We start from the raw sequence: 16624 nt of genomic DNA on the forward strand, positions 1-16624 counted from the left end.
CGCGCCATGTCCTTCGAACAACCCATCCCGACCCTGCGGCGCGACGGCGACGCGATCGTCGTGCTTGACCAGACCGCGCTGCCGCATCGCGTCGTCATGGCGCGCGTCGAAAATCTCGAACAGTCTGCCCACGCAATTGCCCACATGCAGGTGCGCGGCGCGCCGCTGATTGGCGTCACCGCCGCATTCGGGGTGGCGTTGGCCTTGCGCCAGGTGGCCGACGACGCGCAACTCGAACACGTCTGCGGCGTGCTGGCCGCCACCCGCCCGACCGCCGTCAACCTGCACTGGGCGCTGGCGCGCATGCGCGACCGTCTGGCGCCATTGCAGCCGCAACAGCGCCTCGCTGCAGCCTGGGACGAGGCCGAGGCAATCCGCCAGCATGACCACGACACCTGCGCCGCCATCGGTCGGCATGGAGCCGAGCTGCTCGCCGACATCGCCACCGGCCGCAACGGCGCCGTGCGTGTGATGACCCACTGCAATGCCGGCTGGGTTGCCACCTGTGGTGCCGGCACAGCGTTGGCGCCGGTATACGAGGCCCACGCGCGCGGGCTCGACGTGCATGTGTGGGTCAGCGAAACCCGCCCGCGCAATCAGGGCCTGCTCACCGCCTGGGAGCTGCGCGAAGCCGGAGTGCCGCACACACTGGTGGTCGACAACGCTGCCGGCATCCTGCTGGCGCGCGGCGAAGTCGATGTCGTCATCACCGGCGCAGACCGCGTCGCCGCCAACGGCGACACCTGCAACAAGGTCGGCACCTACCTGAAGGCGCTGGCCGCGCGCGACAACGGCGTGCCGTTCTGGGTGGCCGCGCCGTATTCGACCGTGGACTCCGCCCTGCGCGACGGCGCAAACATGCCCATCGAACAACGCGACGCCGAGGAAGTGCGCGTGCTCAGCGGCTTGGGCGCCGACCACGAGCCGGCCAGTCTGCGTCTCGCCCCAACCGAAACGCCTGCGAGCAACCTGGCCTTCGATGTCACCCCGGCGCGACTGATCGACCTCATCGTCACCGAGTGCGGCGCCCTCACCCCGCAAGTACTGGCCAAGGGGCGCCCGGAGCATGCGCATGAATGAAGCAGCGCTGCGCAGCGCCTTGCTGGCTGCCGCTTGCGGCCTGAACACCAGCGGCCTCAACGTCGGCACCGCCGGCAACGCCAGCGTGCGCTGCCTGGACGGCATGCTGATCACGCCCACCGGGCTCAAGGTGGAAGATTGCACGCCGGACGACATGGTCTTTGTGTCGATGGAGGGCGAAGCCCGCGGCGCACGCGCGCCGTCGTCCGAATGGCCTATGCATCTGGGCGTATATGCCGACCACGCCAACGCTGGCGCGGTGCTGCATGCGCACGCCCCGTTCGCCACAGCCCTGGCTTGCCGCCGGCTCGACCTCCCGCCTTTCCACTACATGATCGCGCGCTTCGGCGGCGCCACCGTGCGCTGTGCGGCCTACGCCACTTTCGGCACGCAGGCGCTGTCGGAAGCCGTGCGCGCAGCCATGCACGAGCGCTCGGCCTGTCTGCTGGCCAACCACGGCATGCTGGTTTTCGGGCGTGACGCGGCTCACGCGCTGGACATGGCGATCGAGTTCGAGACGCTGTGCGAGCAGTACTGGCGCGTACTGCAACTCGGCGAGCCGGTGCTGCTGTCGGAGGCCGAAATGGCCGAGGTAATGGAAGCCTTCGCCGGCTACGGCCAACCGCAGGCGAATTCCGGCCGACGCTCACCTCAATAAAGCGGTTTCTCGCCCGTCGGCCGTTTCTTGAAGCGCCGGTGCACCCAGTAGTACTGCTCCGGCATGGTCAGCACGACGGATTCGATCCAGGCGTTCATGCGCCCCACATCGGCTTCCACATCACCGCTCGGATAGTCCGGCCAGGGCTCACCGATCTCGACGACGTAGCCGCGACCGTCCGGCAGCATGCGCGTCGGACACGGCACCACCGCAGCGCCGGCGAGCTTGGCCAGACGCGGCAGGCCGGTGATGGTGGCGGCCGGCACACCGAAAAACGGCACAAACACCACGTCGCGCGTACGGAAGTTCATGTCGGGCAAGTAGTAGAACGGCCGGCCGGACTTCATCGCGCGCACCGTCGCGCGCGGGCCGGCGTCGCGCGCCAGCAAAAGCTGATCGCCGAAGCGGCTGCGGCCGTGGTGCAGCCAGTGGTCGAATAGCGGATCACTCTGGCGTGCGTAGATCGAGACGATGTCGAAGCGGCTGGTGATCGCCGTGCCGCCGGCGTCGAGCCCTACGAAATGCGGCGACAGCAGGATCACCGGCCGCCCTTCGTCAAGCAGGCGGCGCAGGATATGCTCGTTGTCGACGCGTACCAGCCGCTCCAGCCGCTGCCGACTGCCCCACCACAGCACACCGCGCTCGAGCATGCTGCGCGCAAGCACCTTGAAATGCTCGCGTGTCAGACGTTCGCGCTCGGCGCGGTCGAGCTCGGGAAAGCACAGCTCCAGATTGACGCGCACCACGGCTCGCCGGTGATGCGCAATGCGGTACAACACCGCCCCGAGCCCACGCCCGATCGCGGCCAGCGCCGGCAGCGGCAGCCAGTGCAGCAACCACAGTGCGGCGATGGACAAGCGCGCGATCATGACCTGCCCTCCGGCTGCGGCACGCCTCGCGGCACCTTGTAGCGCTCGTAGCTCCACAGATACTGGGTCGGGCACTCACGCACCATGCGCTCGACTTCACGGTTGATGGCCGCGCAGCGCGCAGCCAGATCGCCCTCGATCGCCTCAACTGGCGCACGCGCACGCACCACCCAACCCTCGCCCGCCACACGCTCGGCCCAGCACAGCAGGACGCAGGTGTTCGGCGTCTCGCTCAGGCGCGCGGCCAAGGTCATGCTCCACGCCGGACGGCCGAAGAATGGCACCCACATACCTTCGCCGGCGCGCGGCGCCTGATCGGGCAGGATGGCCGCGACCTCGCCGGCACGCAGTGCCTTGGCCAACTTGCGCACGCCCGCCACGTCAGTCGGCGCCACGCTTACCGGGCCGCGTGCGCGCCAGCCCACGACCTCGGTCATCGACGCCTTGCGCGGCGGGCGGTACAACACCGTCAATGGCGTAAGCGCGCCGGCGGCTTGCAGGCAAGCCTCAAAACACCCCAGGTGCGCGGTCAGCATCAGCACGCTCTGACCTCGTTCACGCGCCGCTTCGAACAGTTCGCGGCCTTCAAAGCGCAGGACGTGAGCGTGCACCTCGTCAAGCGGACGACACCACACGAACGGTGCTTCCAGCATCTGCCGACCGGCGTGGGCGATAGCCTCGCGCAGCATCTGCGGCGACACTTCGCCGAAAGCCTGACGCAAGTTCTCACGCACGTGCTGGCGATGCGTCGGTGACGACCACCATACGAGCCAGCCCAGCCATGCACCGAGTACATGTAGCCAGGACAGTGGGAGACGGGAGAGCAGGCGAAAGAGAATGGTCACAAGGTGATCGGTCCGGAACGTGCGGACACGGTAAGGGCCCGAGCGTGCGCACCGCAAGAGGCGGCCGGTTTGACCGCAGTTCAAAGCGCGCTATTATTGCGCAGCCGCCGAGTTAACACGACAACTTGCAGGGCGGCCCGGTCAGCGCGAACACCCGCGACCTACGAAATACTGCTAAAGCGTCGCCGCTCGACATCCCCGGAGCCGGCCACGCCGGAACAACCGGGGATTTTTGTTTTTGGGAGTCGCTCGATGAGCAGAGAATTCCTCTTCACCTCCGAATCGGTTTCGGAAGGTCATCCGGACAAGGTCGCTGACCAGGTTTCCGACGGCATCCTCGACGCCATTCTTGCCGAAGACCCGCGCGCCCGCGTGGCCTGCGAAACGCTCGTTTCGACCGGCTTGGCGGTGGTCTCGGGCGAAATCACGACCAGCGCCAACGTCAACTACCGCGAAGTCGTGCAGGACGTGATCCGTCGCATCGGCTACGACGATTCGAGCGTCGGCTTCGACTACAAGTCCTGCGCCATCCTCACCGCCATCAACCGCCAGTCGGCCGACATTGCCCAAGGCGTGAATGAAGGCGAAGGCATCGATCTCGATCAGGGCGCCGGCGACCAGGGGTTGATGTTCGGTTACGCCTGCGACGAGACGCCGTCGCTGATGCCGCTGCCGATCTACTACGCTCACCGCATCGTCCAGCGCCAGGCCGAGCTGCGCAAGGACGGCCGCCTGCGGTGGCTGCGCCCCGACGCCAAGAGCCAGCTGACGGTGAAGTACGTTGACGGCAAGCCGGTCGCCATCGACACCGTCGTGCTGTCCACGCAGCACCACCCGGACATCTCGCACGCCGAAATTTCAGAGGCCGTGATCGAGCAGATCATCAAGCCGGTGCTACCCAAGGAGCTGCTCGGCGAGAACGTGCGCTACCTGATCAACCCGACCGGGCGCTTCGTCATCGGCGGCCCGCACGGTGATGCCGGCCTGACCGGCCGCAAGATCATCGTCGACACTTACGGCGGCTCGGCCCACCACGGCGGTGGCGCGTTTTCCGGCAAGGATCCGTCCAAGGTCGACCGCTCGGCCGCCTACGCCGCGCGCTGGGTTGCCAAGAACGTGGTCGCTGCCGGGCTGGCTTCGCGCTGCGAGGTACAGGTGGCCTACGCCATCGGCGTCGCGCAGCCGGTGAGCCTGATGGTCAACACCTTCGGCACCGCGCGCATCGACGAACAGCGTATCGAGGCGCTGATCCGCGAGCATTTCGACCTGCGTCCCAAGGCCATCATCCAGGAACTCGACCTGCTGCGTCCGATCTACTCCAAGACCGCCGCCTACGGCCACTTCGGCCGCGACGAGCCGGAATTTACGTGGGAAGCCACGACCAAGGCAGCGGCACTGCGCGCCGACGCGGGGCTGTAAGACAAGGGCAGCAAACCGCCGCCCAGCTATAATCCGCAGCACCAAGCCGGGCCGCGTCGAGGCGACTCCTCGCGCGGCCCGCCAACGTTTCAGACACTGGCTCCATCATGCTCACCCACGCCCTGTTCTTCGTTCTCGGTCTCGTCACGCTGGTGGTCGGAGCAGAACTGCTCGTCCGCGGCGCCTCGAAGTTCGCGCTGTCCTTTGGCGTCTCGCCGCTGGTGGTCGGCCTCACCGTAGTGGCCTTCGGCACCAGCACGCCGGAACTCGCCGTATCGGTGGGCGCCTCGCTCGGCGGCAACCCGGATCTGGCCATTGGCAACGTGGTGGGCAGCAACATTGCCAACATCTTGCTGATTCTCGGCATCTCGGCGCTGATCACTCCCTTGCTGGTCAATGAGCAGATCATCCGCCAGGAGATCCCGATCATGATCGGCGCCTCCGTGCTGTTCGTGGTGATGGCGCTCGATGGCAGCGTGTCGCGACTGGAAGCCGGCGCGCTGTTCGCGCTGGTCGTGGGCTACTCGGTGTTCCTGATCCGCCAATCGCGCAGCGCCTCTCGCGGGTTTTCCGATGAGTACGCGTCAGAAATGCCGGGGGACTCGAAATGGGACCGCCACTGGAGCGCACAGCTCGGCCTGATCGTGGTTGGCCTGGGTGGATTGGTGCTCGGCTCGGAATGGCTGGTCGGCGCTGCCGTGGCGGTCGCCCAGGCCTTTGGCGTGAGTGACCTGGTGATCGGCCTGACGGTGGTCGCCATCGGCACCTCAATGCCGGAAGTGGCCACCTCCATCGTCGCGGCACTGCGCGGCGAGCGCGACATCGCCGTCGGCAACGTGGTGGGCTCCAACGTGTTCAACATCTTCGCGGTCATCGGCGCCACCGGCCTGATCAACGCTGGCGGCATTCCGGTGCCGGAAGCGGCACGCGCCTTCGACCTGTGGGTGATGCTGGCCGTCGCGCTGGCCTGCGTGCCGATCATGCTTACCGGCAGCGAGATCTCGCGCTGGGAGGGTGGCGTGTTCCTGGGCTATTACGCCGCCTACACGGCCTGGCTGGTGCTCTCGGCGCAGAGTCACCCCATCGTGCCAGCCTTTTCAACGGCCATGCTGGGCTACGTCATGCCGCTGACTGTGATCGCGTTGATCATCAGCCTGATGCGCCACCAGAACCGCAACGCCGGCTGACCGCAGCCCCGCGGTCAGGTATACTCCGTCCCGTTTCCGAGGAGCGCTGCAAGGCGTCGGGTTCCCACCCGGCCCCAGGCTCGGAAGCCGCCACACGGCGGCATCGCCACAACTGCGCTCGCCTTTCCAACCTTGCCGGGTTGGAACAGGGCGAGCACACAGACTCGCCTTCCGCCCGGCCCATGCAGGAGCAAAGCATGAACGCTGTGGCTGACATCAAGGATTGCGTCGTTGCCGACCTGTCGCTGGCCGACTGGGGACGCAAGGAAATCCGCATCGCCGAAACCGAAATGCCGGGCCTGATGGCCATCCGCGAGGAGTTTTCCGCCTCGCAGCCGCTCAAGGGCGCGCGCATTACGGGTTCCCTGCACATGACCATCCAGACTGCGGTGCTGATCGAGACGCTGACCGCGCTCGGCGCCGAAGTGCGCTGGGCCTCGTGCAACATCTTCTCGACGCAGGATCACGCCGCGGCCGCCATCGCCGCCACCGGCGTGCCGGTGTTCGCCGTCAAGGGCGAGACGCTGGCCGACTACTGGGACTACACCCACCGCATCTTCGAATGGTCGGACGGCGGCTACTCGAACATGATCCTCGACGATGGCGGCGACGCCACGCTGCTGCTGCACCTGGGCGCACGGGCCGAGACCGATGCCTCGGTGCTGGGCAAGCCGACTTCCGAGGAAGAGCGCGAGCTGTTCGCCGCGATCAAGGCCCGGCTTGGCGCCGACTCGAAGTGGTATTCGACGCGCCTGGAGAAGATCCGCGGCGTTACCGAAGAAACCACCACCGGCGTGCATCGCCTGTACCAGATGCACCAGCGCGGCGAGCTGCGCTTCCCGGCCATCAACGTCAATGATTCGGTCACCAAGAGCAAGTTCGACAACCTCTACGGCTGCCGCGAATCGCTGGTCGACGGCATCAAGCGCGCCACCGACGTGATGATCGCCGGCAAGATCGCCGTGGTCGCCGGTTACGGCGACGTCGGCAAGGGCTCGGCGCAGGCGCTGCGCGCGCTGTCGGCCCAGGTGTGGGTCACCGAGATCGACCCGATCTGCGCGCTGCAGGCAGCGATGGAAGGCTATCGCGTGGTCACGATGGATTACGCCTGCGAACACGCCGACATCTTCGTCACCGCCACCGGCAACTATCACGTCATCACGCATGACCACATGGCGCGCATGAAGGACCAGGCCATCGTGTGCAACATCGGTCACTTCGACAACGAGATCGACGTCGCGGCGCTGGACGCCTACGAGTGGGACGAGATCAAGCCGCAGGTCGATCATGTGATCTTCCCCGATGGCAAACGCATCATCCTGCTGGCCAAGGGCCGCCTGGTGAACCTCGGCTGCGGCACCGGTCACCCGAGCTACGTGATGAGCTCGTCGTTCGCCAACCAGACCATCGCGCAGATCGAGCTGTTCAACCATCCGGAGCGCTACCCGGCCGGCGTGCATACGCTGCCCAAGCATCTGGACGAGAAGGTCGCGCGTCTGCAACTGAAGACGCTCAACGCCCAGCTGAGCAAACTGTCCGACGAGCAGGCGGCCTACATCGGCGTCCCGCAGGAAGGGCCGTACAAACCCGACCACTACCGCTACTGATGCATTGCGCCCCGGTCCGCCGGGGCGCCCGCGAGGACACTCCATGCCCCTGGCCACGGTGCGCAACACCCGCCCCGAAGACATCGAACCGCTGATCGCGCTGCAGCGCCACGTCTACCCCGACATTCCGGCGTGGTCGGCCGAGCAGATGCGCCACCAGCTCGACATCTTCCCGCACGGCCAACTGATCGCCGAAGTGGACGGCCAGCTGGCCGGCTGTGCCAGTTCGCTGGTCATCACCTGGGACGACTGGGGCGAGCATCACACCTGGGACGACATCACCGCCAGCGGCAGCTTCGATAGCCACAACCCGATGGGCCGCACGCTGTATGGCGCCGAAGTGTTCGTCAATACCGATCTGCGCGGCAGCGGCATAGGCCATGCGCTGTACGAGGGTCGGCGGCGCATCTGCCGCGAAATGAACCTCAAGCGCATCATTGCCTGTGGCCGTATGCCCGGCTATCACCGCTTTGCCGACCGCATGACCGCCGAGGAGTACGCCAAGCGCGTAATCTGGGGCGACATCAGCGATCCCGTGCTGGGCTTTCAGCTGCACGAAGGCTTCAGCTACTGCGGCACCGTGCACGGCTACCTGCCGCAAGACACCGAATCGCTCGGCAACGCCTCACTGATCGTGTGGCTCAACCCGGACTACGATCCGGGCGCACCAACCCGCATCCCCGAGGAGGACAACCGATGATCGTACGCATCGCTGCGGTGCAGTATCTGCTGCGCCAGATCCACGACTGGTCCGGTTTCGAGAACCAGGTCCGCTTCGTCATGCAGGCCGCAGGCGATTACCGTCCGCACTTCGTGCTGCTGCCGGAGATCTTCACCACCCAGCTGCTGTCCTTCATGGACACCCGCGACATGCCCGAAGCCGTGCGCAACATGCACGACTACACCAGCCGCTACATCGATCTGATGCGCGAACTGGCGGCCGAGTGGCGCGTCTTCCTCATCGGCGGCAGCCACCCGACGCTGCGTGACGGCCAGCTCTACAACACCGCGTATCTGTTCACGCCCGAAGGCGAAGTGCACGAGCAGGACAAGATTCACCGCACACGCTGGGAACGCGAGATGTGGGACACCGCCGCCGGTGACCAACTGCGGCTGTTCGAAACGCCTTACGGCAAGATCGCCATCCTGATCTGCTACGACATCGAGTTCCCCGAGCTCTCGCGCATGGTGTGCGAGGCCGGTGCCGACATCCTGTTCGTGCCGTCGTGCACCGACGACCGTCAGGGCTTCCTGCGCGTGCGCTACTGCTGCCACGCGCGCGCCATCGAGAACCAGGTGTATGTCGCCATGACCAGCACCGTCGGCAACCTGCCGGTGCAGGGGCTGGGCGTGCACTACGGCCAGGCCAGCATCATCACGCCGTCGGATTTCCCGTTCGCGCGCGACGGCATCGCCGCCGAAGGCACGGCCAACGTCGAACAGATCGTGATCGCCGATGTGAGCATCGACAACCTCACGCACAACCGCGTCAACGGCACGACCATTCCGCTGTATGACAAGCGCAATGACGTGTACGACAACCCGGTTGAGGTCGTCGGAATCCGCTGATCCGAAGCGAGTGACGCAACCGTGTCCATGAACTCCTTCCACGCCCGCAAGCAGCGGGCCGCCCCAGCCCGGCGTGCCGAGCACACGCCGGTCGACCATGGCGGCCTGCTGCGCGCCGACGCACTGCTGGTCGAGCGCGGGCTGGCCAGTTCGCGCACCCGCGCGCAGGCCGCCATCGCCGCCGGGCGCGTGATGGCCGACGGCATTCCCGTCACCAAGCCTGCGCACCTGTTGTTACCCGAGTCACGCATTGTTGTCGCGCCGGACGAAGCCGAGCGCTTTGTCTCACGCGGCGGGCTGAAGCTGGCCGGCGCGCTGGCGCACAGCGGGCTCGACGTTTCCGGGCGTGTCTGCCTGGATGTCGGCCAGTCCACCGGTGGTTTCAGCGACTGCCTGCTGCAGGCCGGCGCCGCACAGGTGGTCGGCGTCGACGTCGGCCACAGCCAGCTCGACCCCGGGCTCGCGCAGGACACACGCTGCGTCACGCTCGAAGGCCTCAACGCGCGCGAACTCGACGCCGCGCAACTCGGCGCGCATCATCCGCAGGGCGGTTTCGATGTGATCGTGTGTGATGCGAGCTTCATTTCGCTGGCTTTGCTGATGCCGCGCTGGCCCGCCCTGCTGGCACCGCAGGGCGAGATCCTTGCGTTGGTCAAACCGCAATTCGAAGTCGGCCCGAAAGGGCTGGGCAAAGGCGGCATCGTGCGCGACGTTGCGCTCTACGCCGAAGTCGAAGCCCGTCTGCGCAAGACGGCCGCGGAATGCGCTCTGGCCGTGCGCGACTGGTTCGATTCACCGCTCGCCGGAGGCGACGGCAACCACGAATTCTTCCTCTGGATGCACCATGCAAAACACTGAGCTTTCCGTCGAATTCTTCCCGCCGCAGACGCCTGAGGGCGCTGAAAAGCTGCGCGGCGTGCACCAGCGACTGGCCGCAGCGCTGTCACCGCAGTTCTTCTCGGTAACCTACGGTGCCGGTGGTTCGACGCGCGAACGCACCTTCAACACCGTCCGCGAGATCGCCACCACCGGCTCGGAAGCCGCACCGCATCTGTCGTGCATCGGATCCAGCCGCGCCGAGCTGCGCAGCATCCTCGACGAGTACGCCGTCTCAGGCATCCGCCGCATCGTCGCATTGCGCGGCGACCTGCCCTCCGGCACCGGCGCCAGTGGCGAATTCCGTTACGCCAACGAGCTGGTCGAGTTCATCCGCGCCGAAACCGGCGACCGCTTCATCCTGGAAGTGGCCGCCTACCCTGAATGGCACCCGCAGGCCAAGAGCCCGCGCGATGATCTGCTGGCCTTCAAGCGCAAGGTCGACGCCGGCGCCGATTCGGCGATAACGCAGTATTTCTACAACATCGACGCCTACATCCACTTCGTCGAGCAGGCGCAGGCGCTGGGTGTGGCCATCCCGATCGTGCCGGGCATCATGCCGATCAGCAGCTTCTCCAAGCTGGCCCGCTTCTCCGACATGTGCGGCGCCGAAATCCCGCGCTGGATGCGCCGCAAGTTCGAAGCCTTCGGCGACGACAGCGAATCCGTACGCGCCTTCGGTCTTGATGTGGTCACGGACCTGTGCGAACGCCTGATCGAGGAAGGCGCACCGGGGCTGCATTTCTATGCGATGAACCAGGACGGGCCGACGATCGAGATCTGCCGGAGGCTGGGGCTGACGGCCGCTACGTCAAGCCAGTCCTGACTGGTAGGCCTGGCCTCGGCCAGGCCTACCGTAGTCGCTGATTCATGGCTCGACCGGCCGGGATTTCGGCCCGGCGGGCGACCTTCTTTCTTGTAGTGCAACAAGAAAGAAGGCAAAGAAGTGCACCCTCCTCACCGCCCCTTCGGGGTCCCTTCGCTACGCGCACTCCCGGCGGCCGGCCTTGCGAACTCGCTTCGCTCAAACAGCAAGGCCGGAAGGCCCCGCCGTGAGCACTCTTCGCTCAGCGGCTCAGAAGGGATGGAAAACCATCCGCAGCGTCATGCCCTTGTAGGTCAGGTAAGCGCCGAAGGCGCGCACCTGACATCGGCTTCGACACGATCTCGAACGCCCAACTCCAGCACGTCCGGCACAAGACACCCGTTACAGCCTTGGCGGTTCACTTGGTGCCAATTTCCCCTCTGGCTCGCCGAGTGGAGGGTGGTTTCGCCGGGGAAGTCCGGTCCTGCTGTCTGAGCGACAGCGAGTTCAGGACCGGCCGGTGAAACCGCCCGGAGTGAGGGAAGCCCGAAGGGCCGAGACGGCGGGGCGCGCTTCTTTGCCTACTTTCTTGTCGCGCGACAAGAAAGTAGGTCGCCCGCCGGGGCGAGTCCCGGCCAACGCACGCCGAGACAAGCGTCTCGCGCAACTGGGACCGGCCGGAACCGCAAAGTCACTGCATCCCATGCCGCCCCATCCAGTCACGGAAGGCGTCAATACCATCCTCCCCGCTGCGCAAGCGCTTCATGTGCAGCGTGAGGTTCTCGACCATGGTGTGGGCCGCGATGGCGGCCATCATTTCCAGCCGCTCTTCGGCGGCCAGGCCGTATTCGACCAGGCGGCGGTCGAGTTCGCACAGGTGGCTGGCCATCAGGGAACGGGCGTCAGCCTCGTCGATGGCCAGGTCTCCAAGATCTACCGGGTCTTCGACTTCGATATCGGCGATCAGGTCTGCAAGCGATTGCGGGGTCATGGCCTTCCTCCTCGTTGCGATGCGAAATTTCGACAGCGCCCGCGCGACAAAGTGCAATGGCCCGAGCTATCTGCGACCCCCGAACAGCGAACCGAGCACACCGCGCACGAGCTGGCGCCCGATGGCGCTGCCGATCGTGCGCGTGACGGTCTTGGCGGCGATCTGCACCAGACCGTCGCGCTTGCCACCGCGCGGGCCGGTCGAACCGAAGATCACGTCCGACATGCCGCCACCACCAGCAGCAGGTTTCTGCGCCGGCACCTCGGCCATGCGGGCCTCGGCCTGAGCGCGCAGCAGCTCATAGGCCGATTCGCGGTCGACCTCGCGCTCGTAATGGCCGTGCAGCAGCGAGCCCTGCACCATGGCTTGGCGCTCGGCCGGCGTCAGCGGGCCCAGGCGTGAATCCGGCGCGATCACCGAGGCGCGCTGCGTGATGCCGGGGCGGCCCTTGTCGTCCAGGAGGGAAATCAGCGCCTCGCCCACACCCAGTTCGGTGATGACCTCGGCCGCGTTGAACGCGGGGTTCGGGCGCATGGTCTCGGCCGCGCTTTTCACGGCCTTCTGATCGCGCGGCGTGAAGGCGCGCAGCGCGTGCTGCACGCGGTTGCCAAGCTGGCCGAGCACCGTGTCGGGCACGTCGAGCGGGCTTTGCGTGACGAAGTACACGCCGACGCCCTTGGAGCGGATCAGGCGCACGACGTGCTCGACCTTCTCCACCAGCGCCTTGGGCGCGTCGCGGAACAGCAGGTGAGCCTCGTCGAAGAAAAACACCAGTTTCGGTTTGTCGGGGTCGCCGACTTCGGGCAACTGCTCGAAAAGCTCGGACAGCATCCACAGCAGGAAGGTGGAATACAGCTGCGGCGAGTGATACAGCTTCTCGGCCGCGAGCACGTTGATGACGCCGCGCCCGTCGGCATCGGTCTGCATCAGATCGGCCAGATCAAGCATGGGCTCGCCGAAGAAACGTTCGCCCCCTTGGGCCTCAAGGTTGAGCAGGCCGCGCTGGATGGCGCCGACCGAGGCCGCCGAGATGTTGCCGTACTCGGTAGTGAACTGACGTGCGTTCTCGCCGACGTGTTGCAGCATCGCGCGCAGGTCTTTGAGGTCGAGCAGCAGCAGGCCGTTGTCGTCGGCAATGCGGAAGACGATCTGCAGCACGCCGGCCTGGGTGTCGTTGAGGTTGAGCAGGCGGGAGAGCAGCAGCGGCCCCATGTCCGAGATGGTGGCACGCACCGGATGGCCCAGCTCGCCGAAAACGTCCCAGAAAACCACGCTGTTGGCGCGCGGCGCGTAGTCGGTGATGCCGATGGCAGCCAGCCGTTCGAGCAGCTTGGGCGAGGCATTGCCGGCCGCGCCGATGCCCGACAGATCGCCCTTGATGTCGGCGACGAACACCGGCACGCCGATGCTCGCAAAGGATTCGGCCATCTTCTGCAGCGTGACGGTCTTGCCGGTGCCGGTGGCCCCGGTGATCAGGCCGTGGCGGTTGGCCAGACGCGGCAGCAGGAGCAGGCCTTCGGCGCCGGCACGGGCGATCAACATCGGGTCGGGCATGGCGTCTTCCTCTCGCAAGCTGGGCGGCGGTTCAGCGTCCGGGCTCTCCGCAAGCCGCGACGCAGGCTTCATTGATCGGCATGCACGACGGGCAATCCAGGCTGTTGCAGGTGCGCCGCTGGCACTGCAGCAGCGTATCACCACACTTGTGCACACAGGTGTTCCAGCTGTCGCGCTCAGGCGACGGCCGGGCCGGAATGCGCAGATCGCCCCGCGGCTCGCCGCGCGCACATGACGGCAGATCGATCTCGCGGGCCGGCCCGGGCATGGCGCCCCACTCGGCCTCGGTCAGCATCAGATCGTCCTGCAGAAGAACGACGTGTCGCGGGCTCATCAGTTCGGAGCGCAGGATGGTGTCGAGCGCGCGGCAGTCGGCCCGCCAGGCGTCGCCCACGGTACGCAGGGCGGTCGCTTCCTGCCCCAGTTCGAGCCGGGCGCATTCGTGGGCATAGAAGAACAGCCGCACGTGATCCGGCAGGCCGGCCGGCACCGCGGCGTTGTAGCGGATCACCGCCTGGCCATTCTCCAGACGCGTTTCAAACGCTTTGTCGAGCAGCGGATCGGCGATCGAGCGCACGGTGTTGCCGCGCGCATCGGTACACCCGTCGAAGACCAGCCGCACCTGGGCCGCAGCAGGCCCGACCAGCAGCAGGCACAGGCCGGCCAACATGCAGAAACAGCGAATCATCCCTTCTCCTCCGCGCGCACCCATGCCCGCTTTGCATGAATCTAACAGACCCGACGCCCGACGACCGGCGCGGCAACGCCGACATTGGGTCACAAACTGCAAGCATGGCCCGGTTAGTGGCGTTTGCGATGCACATCGCTGCCTGCGGAGGAAGCCGGCTTCGGGGTAAAATCGCCAACTTTCACGAACCATTTACCAGAGAACAGCCATGGCCGGACACTCCAAATGGGCCAACATCCAGCACCGCAAGGGTCGTCAGGACGAGCGGCGGGGCAAGGTCTTCAGCAAGCTGATCAAGGAAGTCACCGTGGCCGCGCGCATGGGCGGCGGCGATCCCAACTTCAACCCGCGCCTGCGCCTGGCGGTCGACAAGGCCAAGGGCGAGAACATGCCCGGCGACAACATCGACCGCGCCATCAAGCGTGGCACCGGTGAGCTCGACGGCGTCAACTACGAGGAAGTTCGCTACGAGGGCTACGGCATCAACGGCGCAGCGGTGATGGTGGATTGCCTCACCGACAACAAGACGCGCACCGTCGCCGACGTGCGCCACGCCTTCTCCAAGCACGGCGGCAACATGGGCACCGACGGCTGCGTGGCCTTCCAGTTCAAGCACTGCGGTCAGCTGATGTTTGCGCCGGGCACCAGTGAAGACGCGTTGATGGAAGCCGCGCTTGAAGCGGGCGCGGAAGACGTCTTGAGCCACGACGACGGCTCGATCGAAGTCATCACCGCGCCCTACGAATACACGGCAATCAAGGAAGCCCTAGAAGCGGCTAGCTTCAAGGCCGAATTCGGCGAAGTGTCGATGAAGCCCGAGAACGACACCGAGCTTTCCGGCGACGACGCCGTGAAGATGCAGAAGCTGCTCGACGCACTCGAGTCCCTCGACGACGTGCAGGAGGTCTACACCTCCGCCGTATTCGACGAGTAAGCGCTTCACCGTAGGTCAGATAAGCGCAGCGCATCTGACGCCTGCGCTGATATCACCGCCGAACTGATTTGCCGGACGCTGCTCCACCCCGAGGATTTCCCTTATGCCCGGCCCCCTGCTCACCGCCGCGATGCCCGTGCTGTTCGTGGTGCTGTGGAGCACGGGCTTCATCGGTGGCAAGCTCGGCCTGCCCTATGCCGAACCGCTGACCTTCCTCTCGGTGCGCTACGCACTGGTGCTGGCCTTGATGCTGCCGCTGGTGTGGCTCACGCGCGCCCCGTGGCCCGCCGACAGACGCCAGATCCTGCATATCGGCGTGTCCGGCCTGCTCGTGCATGGCCTGTATCTGGGCGGCGTGTTCACCGCCATCGGCGCAGGTCTGCCGGCCGGCATCACGGCGCTGGTGGTCGGCATGCAACCGCTGCTGACCGCGCTCGGCGCCGGCTGGCTGCTCGGCGAACGCGTGGTCGGTCGGCAGTGGCTCGGCCTGGCGCTGGGCTTTGGCGGCGTGGCGCTGGTGGTCGTCGGCCAGAGCGGCGCAGCCGGTTTTGACGCCCCGCTCGGCGCCATGCTGATTCCGGCGCTGCTGGCGCTGGGCGGCATCACGGCCGGCACGCTGTACCAGAAGCGTTTCTGCCCCAGTTTCGATCTGCGTACCGGCGCCGTCATCCAGTTCATCCCGACCCTGATCGTCACCGCGATGGCGGCCTGGGCCACCGAGTCCATGAGCATCGACTGGAGCGGCGAGTTCGTCTTCGCGCTGGGCTGGCTGGTGGTCGTGCTGTCGCTCGGCGCGATCTCGCTGCTCAACCTGCTGATCCGCTCGGGCGGCGCGGTGAACGTCGCCAGCCTGTTCTACCTCACGCCGCCGACCACGGCGGTGATGGCCTGGCTGCTGTTCGACGAGCGCCTGGCCCCGCTTGCGCTGGCCGGCATGACGGTGGCCGTGGCGGGAGTATGGCTGGCGCGCGCACGCTGAACACCGCACAATCGGCCCCATGACTTCGGCCTCGCAGATCACCCCCACCCGCATCCTGGGCCTCGACCCGGGGCTGCGCATTACCGGCTTCGGCGTCATCGACAAGCTCGGCAACCAGTTGCGCTACGTCGCCAGCGGCACCATCCGCACCAAGGACGGCGAACTGCCGGGCCGACTCAAGATCCTGCTCGACGGCGTGCGCGAGGTCATCGCCACCTACTCGCCCGATCAGGTCGCGGTCGAGAAGGTCTTCGTCAACGTCAATCCACAGTCCACGCTGCTGCTCGGCCAGGCTCGCGGGGCCATCATTTGCGGCGCGGTGTCATGCGACCTGCCGGTGGCCGAATACACCGCGCTGCAGGTCAAGCAAGCCGTGGTGGGCTACGGCAAGGCCGACAAGACGCAGGTCCAGCACATGGTGCAGCGCCTGCTCACGCTGGACGGCGACCCGAGTGCCGACGCCGCCGACGCCCTGGCCTGCGCCATCTGCCACGCCAACGGCACGTCGGGCGCGCTGGGTGCGCTCGCCACCGGCCGCCGTGCCGGGCGACTGCGCGCCTGAG

General features: G+C 66.5%; 17 protein-coding genes and 1 riboswitch. Of the genes, 12 read left to right on the forward strand and 5 right to left on the reverse strand.

Annotation, left to right across the window (positions count from 1 at the left end; all coding sequences use genetic code 11):
* The first annotated feature begins 6 nt into the window (after window positions 1-6).
* On the forward strand, window positions 7-1080 hold the full coding sequence (mtnA, locus tag AC6H0N_RS02380; RefSeq protein ID WP_497572450.1) for an S-methyl-5-thioribose-1-phosphate isomerase: 1074 nt from the start codon (window positions 7-9) through the stop codon (window positions 1078-1080).
* On the forward strand, window positions 1073-1738 hold the full coding sequence (locus tag AC6H0N_RS02385; RefSeq protein WP_497572451.1) for a class II aldolase/adducin family protein: 666 nt from the start codon (window positions 1073-1075) through the stop codon (window positions 1736-1738). Before mtnA ends, AC6H0N_RS02385 begins: the two co-directional genes overlap by 8 nt.
* Here the strand turns inward: AC6H0N_RS02385 and AC6H0N_RS02390 are convergent.
* Window positions 1732-2604, reverse strand: coding sequence for a lysophospholipid acyltransferase family protein (locus AC6H0N_RS02390; protein ID WP_497573233.1), 873 nt, complete (start codon window positions 2602-2604; stop codon window positions 1732-1734). The two genes, AC6H0N_RS02385 and AC6H0N_RS02390, sit on opposite strands and share 7 nt — an antisense overlap.
* Window positions 2604-3452 (reverse strand): lysophospholipid acyltransferase family protein, encoded by an 849-nt coding sequence (locus AC6H0N_RS02395; RefSeq protein WP_497572452.1) that lies wholly within the window; start codon window positions 3450-3452, stop codon window positions 2604-2606. The genes AC6H0N_RS02390 and AC6H0N_RS02395 overlap by 1 nt, the downstream gene beginning before the upstream one ends.
* Window positions 3453-3704: 252 nt before the next feature.
* Here AC6H0N_RS02395 and metK point away from each other — a divergent pair, with 252 nt between their 5' ends.
* From metK to metF, 7 genes are all read left to right on the forward strand, one after another.
* Entirely contained in the window at window positions 3705-4871 is a 1167-nt protein-coding gene (gene metK / locus AC6H0N_RS02400) for a methionine adenosyltransferase (protein ID WP_497572453.1), read from the forward strand.
* Window positions 4872-4978: 107 nt separating this feature from the next.
* Window positions 4979-6058: a calcium/sodium antiporter gene (locus AC6H0N_RS02405; protein ID WP_497572454.1), complete on the forward strand. Its 1080-nt coding sequence runs from the start codon at window positions 4979-4981 to the stop codon at window positions 6056-6058.
* A 32-nt stretch (window positions 6059-6090) separates the two neighbouring features.
* A riboswitch (S-adenosyl-L-homocysteine riboswitch) is annotated at window positions 6091-6185 on the forward strand.
* A 70-nt stretch (window positions 6186-6255) separates the two neighbouring features.
* Window positions 6256-7665 (forward strand): adenosylhomocysteinase, encoded by a 1410-nt coding sequence (gene ahcY, locus AC6H0N_RS02410; RefSeq protein WP_497572455.1) that lies wholly within the window; start codon window positions 6256-6258, stop codon window positions 7663-7665.
* Window positions 7666-7708: 43 nt separating this feature from the next.
* Entirely contained in the window at window positions 7709-8365 is a 657-nt protein-coding gene (locus AC6H0N_RS02415; protein WP_497572456.1) for a GNAT family N-acetyltransferase, read from the forward strand.
* Entirely contained in the window at window positions 8362-9234 is an 873-nt protein-coding gene (locus AC6H0N_RS02420; RefSeq protein ID WP_497572457.1) for a carbon-nitrogen hydrolase family protein, read from the forward strand. Before AC6H0N_RS02415 ends, AC6H0N_RS02420 begins: the two co-directional genes overlap by 4 nt.
* A 27-nt stretch (window positions 9235-9261) precedes the next feature.
* Window positions 9262-10092, forward strand: a complete 831-nt coding sequence (locus AC6H0N_RS02425) for a TlyA family RNA methyltransferase (protein ID WP_497572458.1) — start codon at window positions 9262-9264, stop codon at window positions 10090-10092.
* Complete coding sequence (gene metF, locus AC6H0N_RS02430; RefSeq protein WP_497572459.1) at window positions 10079-10936, forward strand: methylenetetrahydrofolate reductase [NAD(P)H]; 858 nt, start codon at window positions 10079-10081, stop codon at window positions 10934-10936. The genes AC6H0N_RS02425 and metF overlap by 14 nt, the downstream gene beginning before the upstream one ends.
* 670 nt (window positions 10937-11606) lie before the next feature.
* Here metF and AC6H0N_RS02435 read toward each other — a convergent pair.
* The 3 genes from AC6H0N_RS02435 to AC6H0N_RS02445 all read right to left on the reverse strand — a co-directional run bounded on the left by AC6H0N_RS02435 (window position 11607) and on the right by AC6H0N_RS02445 (window position 14148).
* On the reverse strand, window positions 11607-11906 hold the full coding sequence (locus AC6H0N_RS02435) for a hypothetical protein (protein WP_497572460.1): 300 nt from the start codon (window positions 11904-11906) through the stop codon (window positions 11607-11609).
* A 66-nt stretch (window positions 11907-11972) separates the two neighbouring features.
* Window positions 11973-13460: a helicase HerA-like domain-containing protein gene (locus AC6H0N_RS02440; protein WP_497572461.1), complete on the reverse strand. Its 1488-nt coding sequence runs from the start codon at window positions 13458-13460 to the stop codon at window positions 11973-11975.
* A gap of 31 nt (window positions 13461-13491) precedes the next feature.
* Window positions 13492-14148, reverse strand: coding sequence for a hypothetical protein (locus tag AC6H0N_RS02445; protein WP_497572462.1), 657 nt, complete (start codon window positions 14146-14148; stop codon window positions 13492-13494).
* A 208-nt stretch (window positions 14149-14356) separates the two neighbouring features.
* Here AC6H0N_RS02445 and AC6H0N_RS02450 point away from each other — a divergent pair, with 208 nt between their 5' ends.
* The 3 genes from AC6H0N_RS02450 to ruvC all read left to right on the forward strand — a co-directional run bounded on the left by AC6H0N_RS02450 (window position 14357) and on the right by ruvC (window position 16623).
* Entirely contained in the window at window positions 14357-15082 is a 726-nt protein-coding gene (locus AC6H0N_RS02450; RefSeq protein WP_497572463.1) for a YebC/PmpR family DNA-binding transcriptional regulator, read from the forward strand.
* Between the two features lie 103 nt (window positions 15083-15185).
* Window positions 15186-16061 (forward strand): DMT family transporter, encoded by an 876-nt coding sequence (locus tag AC6H0N_RS02455; RefSeq protein WP_497572464.1) that lies wholly within the window; start codon window positions 15186-15188, stop codon window positions 16059-16061.
* 19 nt (window positions 16062-16080) lie between these two features.
* Window positions 16081-16623 carry a crossover junction endodeoxyribonuclease RuvC gene (ruvC, locus tag AC6H0N_RS02460; protein ID WP_497572465.1) on the forward strand — a complete coding sequence of 181 codons (543 nt, stop codon included), beginning with the start codon at window positions 16081-16083 and terminating at the stop codon, window positions 16621-16623.
* Window position 16624: the final 1 nt, after the last annotated feature.

This window comes from Pseudazoarcus sp. NS34 (assembly GCF_059703725.1).

Bases quoted from the DNA above. Each gene is read 5' to 3' on its own strand.
- metF (WP_497572459.1), top strand. From the start codon at position 10,079: ATGCAAAACACTGAGCTTTCCGTCGAATTCTTCCCGCCGCAGACGCCT.
- metK (WP_497572453.1), top strand. From the start codon at position 3,705: ATGAGCAGAGAATTCCTCTTCACCTCCGAATCGGTTTCGGAAGGTCAT.
- AC6H0N_RS02455 (WP_497572464.1), top strand. From the start codon at position 15,186: ATGCCCGGCCCCCTGCTCACCGCCGCGATGCCCGTGCTGTTCGTGGTG.
- AC6H0N_RS02450 (WP_497572463.1), top strand. From the start codon at position 14,357: ATGGCCGGACACTCCAAATGGGCCAACATCCAGCACCGCAAGGGTCGT.
- AC6H0N_RS02435 (WP_497572460.1), bottom strand. From the start codon at position 11,906: ATGACCCCGCAATCGCTTGCAGACCTGATCGCCGATATCGAAGTCGAA.
- ahcY (WP_497572455.1), top strand. From the start codon at position 6,256: ATGAACGCTGTGGCTGACATCAAGGATTGCGTCGTTGCCGACCTGTCG.
- AC6H0N_RS02405 (WP_497572454.1), top strand. From the start codon at position 4,979: ATGCTCACCCACGCCCTGTTCTTCGTTCTCGGTCTCGTCACGCTGGTG.
- AC6H0N_RS02445 (WP_497572462.1), bottom strand. From the start codon at position 14,148: ATGATTCGCTGTTTCTGCATGTTGGCCGGCCTGTGCCTGCTGCTGGTC.
- AC6H0N_RS02415 (WP_497572456.1), top strand. From the start codon at position 7,709: ATGCCCCTGGCCACGGTGCGCAACACCCGCCCCGAAGACATCGAACCG.
- AC6H0N_RS02420 (WP_497572457.1), top strand. From the start codon at position 8,362: ATGATCGTACGCATCGCTGCGGTGCAGTATCTGCTGCGCCAGATCCAC.
- AC6H0N_RS02440 (WP_497572461.1), bottom strand. From the start codon at position 13,460: ATGCCCGACCCGATGTTGATCGCCCGTGCCGGCGCCGAAGGCCTGCTC.
- AC6H0N_RS02385 (WP_497572451.1), top strand. From the start codon at position 1,073: ATGAATGAAGCAGCGCTGCGCAGCGCCTTGCTGGCTGCCGCTTGCGGC.
- mtnA (WP_497572450.1), top strand. From the start codon at position 7: ATGTCCTTCGAACAACCCATCCCGACCCTGCGGCGCGACGGCGACGCG.
- ruvC (WP_497572465.1), top strand. From the start codon at position 16,081: ATGACTTCGGCCTCGCAGATCACCCCCACCCGCATCCTGGGCCTCGAC.
- AC6H0N_RS02425 (WP_497572458.1), top strand. From the start codon at position 9,262: ATGAACTCCTTCCACGCCCGCAAGCAGCGGGCCGCCCCAGCCCGGCGT.